7 protein-coding genes are annotated in these 6,797 nt (G+C 69.8%); 6 read left to right on the top strand and 1 reads right to left on the bottom strand.

Annotated elements, in window-relative coordinates:
- On the bottom strand, nt 1-648 hold a 648-nt coding region (locus tag AC08ON_RS11685; protein ID WP_476616954.1), incomplete at its 3' end, for a dienelactone hydrolase family protein.
- Nucleotides 649-1,229: 581 nt separating this feature from the next.
- Between AC08ON_RS11685 and AC08ON_RS11690 the strand changes: the two genes are divergently transcribed.
- From AC08ON_RS11690 to nuoE, 6 genes are all read left to right on the top strand, one after another.
- On the top strand, nt 1,230-2,534 hold the full coding sequence (locus AC08ON_RS11690; protein WP_476606903.1) for a geranylgeranyl reductase family protein: 1,305 nt from the start codon (nt 1,230-1,232) through the stop codon (nt 2,532-2,534).
- A 118-nt stretch (nt 2,535-2,652) separates the two neighbouring features.
- Nucleotides 2,653-3,015, top strand: a complete 363-nt coding sequence (locus tag AC08ON_RS11695) for an NADH-quinone oxidoreductase subunit A (protein WP_011434998.1) — start codon at nt 2,653-2,655, stop codon at nt 3,013-3,015.
- Nucleotides 3,006-3,821, top strand: a complete 816-nt coding sequence (locus AC08ON_RS11700; protein ID WP_476606891.1) for a NuoB/complex I 20 kDa subunit family protein — start codon at nt 3,006-3,008, stop codon at nt 3,819-3,821. The genes AC08ON_RS11695 and AC08ON_RS11700 overlap by 10 nt, the downstream gene beginning before the upstream one ends.
- 3 nt (nt 3,822-3,824) lie before the next feature.
- On the top strand, nt 3,825-4,535 hold the full coding sequence (locus tag AC08ON_RS11705) for an NADH-quinone oxidoreductase subunit C (protein WP_476606892.1): 711 nt from the start codon (nt 3,825-3,827) through the stop codon (nt 4,533-4,535).
- An 88-nt stretch (nt 4,536-4,623) separates the two neighbouring features.
- Nucleotides 4,624-6,072 carry an NADH-quinone oxidoreductase subunit D gene (locus AC08ON_RS11710; RefSeq protein WP_476606893.1) on the top strand — a complete coding sequence of 483 codons (1,449 nt, stop codon included), beginning with the start codon at nt 4,624-4,626 and terminating at the stop codon, nt 6,070-6,072.
- On the top strand, nt 6,072-6,797 hold a 726-nt coding region (gene nuoE, locus AC08ON_RS11715; RefSeq protein WP_476616955.1), incomplete at its 3' end, for an NADH-quinone oxidoreductase subunit NuoE. The genes AC08ON_RS11710 and nuoE, both read left to right, overlap by 1 nt.

Here is a 6,797-nt window from a genome sequence, read left to right on the forward strand (position 1 = left end):
GGCGCCGGCGCGGGCGTCGTTGTGGAAGCCGTGCCCGGCCTGTGGGTAACGGACGATCTCGGCGGGCACGGACGCCTTCCGTGTCGCCGCCCGTAGGTCCTCCACCTCCGAAGCGAGGATGCTCGGATCCTGGTCGCCGTACAGGCCGAGCCACGGTGCCTGCAGGCGGCCGGCGAGATCCAGCTGGGCGGGTTCCCCGAAGCGGCGCATGGTGATCCCGCCACCGTAGAAGGTGCTCGCGGCGCCGAACGGCCGGGCCACCGCAGCCTGGAAGGCGATGCTCCCGCCGACGCAGAAGCCCACGACGGCGCAGCGGTCGATGGCGGTGCCCTCCTCGGCGAGGATGACCAGCGCGGCGTCGATGTCGGCGAGAAGGTCGGTGCCGTTGAGCTCACCGAGGATCTTCACCGCGGAGGCGAGGTCGTCGTAGTCGAAGACGGGCGAGCCCGCGCGGTGGAACAGGTCGGGGGCGATGGCCCGCCAGCCCGCGCGCGCGAACCTCGAGCAGACATCGGTGATGTGCTCGGTGAGGCCGAACGCCTCGTGGAGGACGACGACGCCGCCGCGTGCGGGACCATCGGGTTCGGTGAGCGTGGCCGGGGCGGGCCCGTCGGGGGTGGGGATGACGACGGTCTCTGCGGTGGTCATCGCGTTCTCTCGTTCCCAGTCCGTGCTGCTTTGGGTGATGATGTTCGGGTGACGGTGTTCGGGTGATGATGCGTCCGTGTCGTCGGGACACCGGCGGTGACCGCGGACGAGCCACCGCGTTTCGGGTGACCTGTGGAGGGACTACCCCGCACGGGCGCTGATCCCACCTCGGGGGCGAATATGGGCCACCGGTGGGCGGTGGGGCCCGGCTTCGTGGTTTCTCCGTTGCGCTTCACGCTCCGGGCGAATGTTGCGGACCGACACCAGGCGGGTGAGCTGGCCTGATCCGGGCTGATCCAGGCTGATCGGGCGAAGATTGTACCCGCCGCTCACGATGGCGATCGGCCGCCGAGCCCCGGCGGCGGGCGTCCGGTGCCGCGAACTATCGCTCACGGTAGCGATAGGGTGTACGAAATCAACCCGTCCGTTCTTCGCCGCATCCTGGTTGGTGCGATTGACCTGTGCAAGGCCTACACTCGCCGGGAACGCTCGTGAAGAATTTCACGAGCACACAGGTGGAGGGCCCCCGGTGGGGCGCCCCCGGGACGAGTGGCCTAGCAGATCCGGAGCAATTCGTGACCATGGCGACGACAAGGGCTGATGGTGCGGCCGGCCGGTCGAAGGCCGACGCCGACGTCATCGTGGTCGGCGCGGGTCCGGGTGGCTCCTCGGCCGCCTACCATCTCGCCAGCGCCGGGCTCGACGTGCTCCTGCTGGAGAAGACGACCTTTCCCCGCGAGAAGGTCTGTGGCGACGGGCTGACCCCGCGGGCCGTCCGCAGCCTCGTGGACATGGGTGTCGACACCTCGCCCGTGGCCGGATGGGCCCGTAACCGGGGGCTTCGCATCATTGGCGGCGGCGTCCGCCTGGAGTTGCCCTGGCCGGAGCTGGCGAGCTGGCCCGACTACGGCCTGGTCCGTCCGCGGCTTGACTTCGACGACCTGCTGGCCCGCCACGCGGTGAAGGTTGGTGCCCGGCTGCACGAGGGGACCGCCGTGACCGGTCCGCTGCTCGACGAGCGCACCGGACGGGTCGTCGGCGTGCACGCCAGGACCGGCACTGACCGGGCACCTGTGACGTTCCGGGCGCCATTGGTCGTCGCGGCGGACGGTAACAGCGCCCGCATCGCGCTCGCCCTCGGTATCCGCCGCCGGGAGGACCGGCCGCTCGGGGTCGCGGTCCGCCGCTACTACCGCAGCCTCCGCACGCACGACGACTTCCTCGAGTCCCATCTGGAACTGTGGGAGGGCAAGCCGCGCGAGAGCCGGCTGCTGCCCGGCTACGGTTGGATCTTCGGGGTCGGTAACGGCACGAGCAACGTCGGCCTCGGCCTGCTGAACACCACGGACGCCTTCCAGAACACCGACTACCGGGACCTGTTGCGCCGCTGGCTCGCCGCATTGCCGCCGGAGTGGGGATACACCGAGGACAACGCCATCGGCCCGGTGCGTGGCAGCGCCCTGCCGATGGGCTTCAACCGGACCCCCCATTACCGCGACGGCGTGCTGCTGGTCGGTGACGCGGGCGGGATGGTGAATCCCTTCAACGGCGAGGGCATCGCCTACGCGCTCGAATCCGGTCGGTACGCCGCCGAGATCGCCGTGCAGGCCCTCGCCCGCCCGGATGGTCCGGCGCGGGAGCGGGCACTCGGCCAGTACCCGGAACTCATGCGGGCCCGGTACGGGGGCTATTACACCCTGGGCCGGTTCTTCGTCCAGCTTATCGGCAATCCGACGATTATGGCGTTCGGTACCCGCTACGGGTTGCCGAGACCGGTCCTCATGCGTTTCGTTCTCAAGATCATGGCAAATCTCACCGACCCCCGGGGAGGGGATGCGATGGACCGGCTGATCAACGCGATGACCCGGCTCGCTCCCGCGGCCTGACGTGTCCGAAATGGCCACTGGTTCCGCGGACCGAGTCCGGACCGTTCGCGGTCCGTTCACCGGCGAGCCGTTTCACCCCAACGTCCGGTAACAAACTCTCGAAGGAGAGGAGTTCGGCATGCTCTCGAACTATGTGCCGATCCTCGTTCTGCTCGTGATCGCGGCCCTGTTCGCGGTCGGTTCGGTCGCGGCCGGTGCGCTGATCGGCCCGCGCCGGTTCAACCGTGCGAAGATCGACGCATACGAGTGCGGGATCGAACCCTCCCCGGCCCCGGCCGGACCGCAGCGTTTCCCGGTGAAGTACTACAACACCGCGATGCTTTTCATCGTCTTCGACATCGAGATTATCTTCCTCTTCCCCTGGGCGGTCGCCTTCGACAGTCTGGCGGTATTCGGTCTCGGCGCGATGGCGTTGTTCATGGCGACCATTTTCGTCGCGTACGCCTACGAGTGGCGGCGTGGAGGTCTGGAATGGGACTAGAGGAGAAGCTGCCGGGCGGTGTGCTTCTCGCCAGCGTCGAGAAGCTCGCCAACTGGTCACGGCGCTCGTCGCTGTGGCCGGCGACCTTCGGGTTGGCCTGCTGCGCGATCGAGATGATGTCGACGGGAGCCGGCCGCTACGACCTGTCCCGATTCGGCATGGAGGTCTTCCGGGCCAGCCCGCGTCAGGCCGATCTCATGATCGTTGCCGGCCGGGTGAGTCAGAAGATGGCGCCGGTGCTGCGGCAGATCTACGACCAGATGCCCGAGCCCAAGTGGGTGCTGTCGATGGGTGTCTGCGCCAGCAGCGGCGGCATGTTCAACAACTACGCGATCGTGCAGGGCGTGGACCACATCGTCCCGGTCGACATGTACCTCCCCGGCTGCCCACCGCGGCCGGAGATGCTCATGGATGCCATCATCAAGCTGCACGAGAAGATCCTCGCCGGTCCGATCTCTGGCCGGATCGAGCACACGAAGATCGGCTCCTCGCCGTATCCGAAACCCATCGAGGTGGCCACGGCCCGGGCCGGTCTGCCGGAGGGCGCGTTCGACACCCGGACCCTCTCGGTGAACGACCGCAAGCGCTTCTCGATCCCGGCCGGGGCGCCGGCGCCGACGGGTAGCGGGGCGGTCGAACCCGCCCTGGACACTCGCCGCCCCGCGGCCCTCGCGCCGCCGTCGGTGTTCGGGCGCGCCAAGCGGATACCGGTCGACCCCAAGCCGAGTGACGAGGCCCGGGCGCATGGGCCCGGTCCGACCACCGAGAGCATCGGCGATGTCGACGGTCCGGATCGGGGGAGCTAGGCAGTGAGCGACGAGAGCACAGCCTCCGCCGACCTGGTACCGGGCGCCGCCGGCGTGCCCGGCGGCCCGGGTGGGCAGCGCCGTGACGCGTTCGGCGCCGGTGACAGCGGTGACACCTCCGGGTTCGGCGGGCTCGTGACGCCCGTTCCGGTCCTGAGCTCCACCGCCCGCCCGTTCGGTGACGCCGACGCCGACGCCGTCTACGACGCGCTCGAACGTGCCTTCCCCCAGCTCGGCGACGCCGTCGAACGGGTGGTGGTGGACCGCGGGGAGCTGACCGTCCACGTGCGCCGGGAGAGCCTCGTCGCCGTCGGGCAGACCCTGTGCGACGACCCCGACCTGCGGTTCGAGCTGCTGTCCTCGCTGTCCGGCGTGGACTACCCGGACGACGTCACCGGCCGTCGCCTGCACTCGGTGGCCCACCTGACCTCGATGACGCACCGTCGCCGGGTCCGGGTCGAGGTGTCCGTCACCGATGCCGATCCCACCGTGCCGAGCCTGACCTCGGTGTGGCCCACCGCGGACTGGCACGAGCGCGAGACCTACGACATGTTCGGCATCGTCTACACGGGTCATCCGGGCCTGACCCGGATCATGATGCCGGACGACTGGATCGGGCACCCGCAGCGCAAGGACTACCCGCTGGGGGGCATCCCCGTCGACTACAAGGGTGCCACGATCCCGCCGCCGGACGAGCGCCGGAGCTACTCGTGATCCCGCGTCCGGCCCCGGCCGGCCGGCGGCACCGCCAAGGCGATATCCCACGAGGCGACATCCCACGAGGCGACATCCGAGGTTCGCTATGACGACCAACACGTCGACTTCCTCCACCACGGACGATCTGACCACCGGGGCTCCCGACGGCACCGGGGCCCCCGACGGCGCGAACGGCGTCGGGGGCCCGACCGGGACTGTCGGCGGACCCGGGGAGCATCCGGCCTACGAGGCCGGCTTCACTGAGTCGGCGAACGGGCGGCTCTACACCGTCACCGGCAGCGACTGGGAGCAGATCCTCGGCGTCGGCGAGGAGGAGAACGAGCGGATCGTCGTCAACATGGGGCCGCAGCACCCGTCGACCCACGGGGTGCTCCGCCTGGTCCTGGAGATCGAGGGCGAGACGGTCACCGAGACCCGCCTCGTCATCGGCTACCTGCACACCGGCATCGAGAAGAGCTGTGAGTACCGCACCTGGACTCAGGCGGTCACCTTCCTCACCCGGGCGGACTACCTCTCGCCGCTGTTCAACGAGGCGGCCTACTGCCTGTCGGTGGAGAGGCTGCTGGGCATCACCGAGCAGGTACCCGAGCGGGCCACGGTGATCCGGGTGATGGTGATGGAGCTCCAGCGGATCGCCTCGCACCTGGTGTGGCTCGCGACCGGCGGCATGGAGCTCGGCGCCACCACCGCCATGATCTTCGGTTTCCGGGAGCGGGAGAAGGTCCTCGACCTGCTCGAGCTCATCACCGGGCTGCGGATGAACCACGCCTACATCCGGCCCGGGGGCCTCGCCCAGGATCTCCCCGACGGCGCCGAGCGGGCCATCCGGGCGTTCCTCGCCGACATGCCGAAGCGGATCAGGGAGTATCACGCGCTGCTCACCGGCCAGCCGGTCTGGAAGGCCCGGATGGTCGACGTCAACGTTCTCGACGCGGCCGGCTGCATCGCGCTGGGGACCACGGGCCCGGTGCTGCGCGCCGCGGGCCTGCCGTGGGACCTGCGCAAGACCATGCCCTACTGCGGCTACGAAACCTACGAGTTCGACGTGCCGACCGCGCTGGAGGGCGACTCCTTCGCCCGCTACCTGGTGCGGCTGGAGGAGATGGGCGAGTCACTCAAGATCGTTGAGCAGTGCCTGGACCGGCTGCGTCCCGGCCCGGTCATGGTCGCCGACAAGAAGATCGCCTGGCCGTCCCAGCTTTCTGTCGGGTCCGACGGGACGGGCAACTCACTCGCGTACATCCGGAAGATCATGGGGACCTCGATGGAGGCCCTGATCCATCACTTCAAGCTGGTGACCGAGGGATTCCGCGTCCCGGCCGGTCAGGTCTACACCCAGATCGAGTCGCCGCGCGGCGAGCTCGGCTACCACGTGGTCAGCGACGGCGGCACGAGACCCTTCCGCGTCCACGTGCGGGATCCAAGCTTCGTCAACCTGCAGGCCGTCCCGGCGCTGACCGAGGGCGGCCAGGTGGCGGACGTGATCGTCGGGGTCGCCTCAGTCGACCCGGTACTCGGGGGAGTTGATCGTTGATGGCGTTCTCGCCGGAGACCCATGCGGCCGCGCAGGAGATCATCGCCAGGTACCCAGCCGGCCGATCCCGTTCGGCCCTGCTCCCGCTGCTGCACCTGGTACAGGCCGAGCAGGGGTGCGTGACCGCGCAGGGCGTCGCGTTCTGCGCGGACGTGCTGGGCATCACCCGGGCCGAGGTCGGCGCGGTGGCGACCTTCTACACGATGTACAAGCGGCATCCGGTCGGGGACTACCTCGTCTCGGTCTGCACGAACCTGTCGTGCGCGCTGCTCGGTGGCGAGGACGTCTACGAGCGGGTCTCGAAGCTCCTCGGGGTCGGCCATGACGAGACGACGCCGGACGGGTCGATCACCCTCGAGCACGCCGAGTGCCTCGCGGCCTGCGACTACGCACCGGTCATGACGGTGAACTACGAGTTCTACGACCAGGTCGACCCCGACTCCGCCCAGGCGATCGTCGAGGACCTGCGAGCGGGGCGGCGGCCGGCGCCGACCCGCGGCGGTCCGCTGTGCTCGTTCGCCGAGGTCTCCCGCCAGCTCGCCGGGTTCGGCGATCCGAGACCGGAGGGCGTCGCGGGCCCGGGGATCGGCGAGCCGTCGGTCGTGGGTCTCCTCGTGGCCGAGGCTGCCGGCTGGAGCGCCGAGCAGGCGCCCGCGCCGCTGGTCACCCACGGCGTGGTGGCCGCCGCGGCGCCGCCGCGGCGGCCCCACCGCCTGGGTGACCAG

The sequence above is a fragment of the Frankia sp. CoWAU3 genome, assembly GCF_977971855.1.

What these genes read in the sequence shown, in the direction of transcription:
- AC08ON_RS11690 (WP_476606903.1), top strand. Translation starts at nt 1,230, where the DNA reads ATGGCGACGACAAGGGCTGATGGTGCGGCCGGCCGGTCGAAGGCCGAC.
- AC08ON_RS11695 (WP_011434998.1), top strand. Translation starts at nt 2,653, where the DNA reads ATGCTCTCGAACTATGTGCCGATCCTCGTTCTGCTCGTGATCGCGGCC.
- AC08ON_RS11700 (WP_476606891.1), top strand. Translation starts at nt 3,006, where the DNA reads ATGGGACTAGAGGAGAAGCTGCCGGGCGGTGTGCTTCTCGCCAGCGTC.
- AC08ON_RS11710 (WP_476606893.1), top strand. Translation starts at nt 4,624, where the DNA reads ATGACGACCAACACGTCGACTTCCTCCACCACGGACGATCTGACCACC.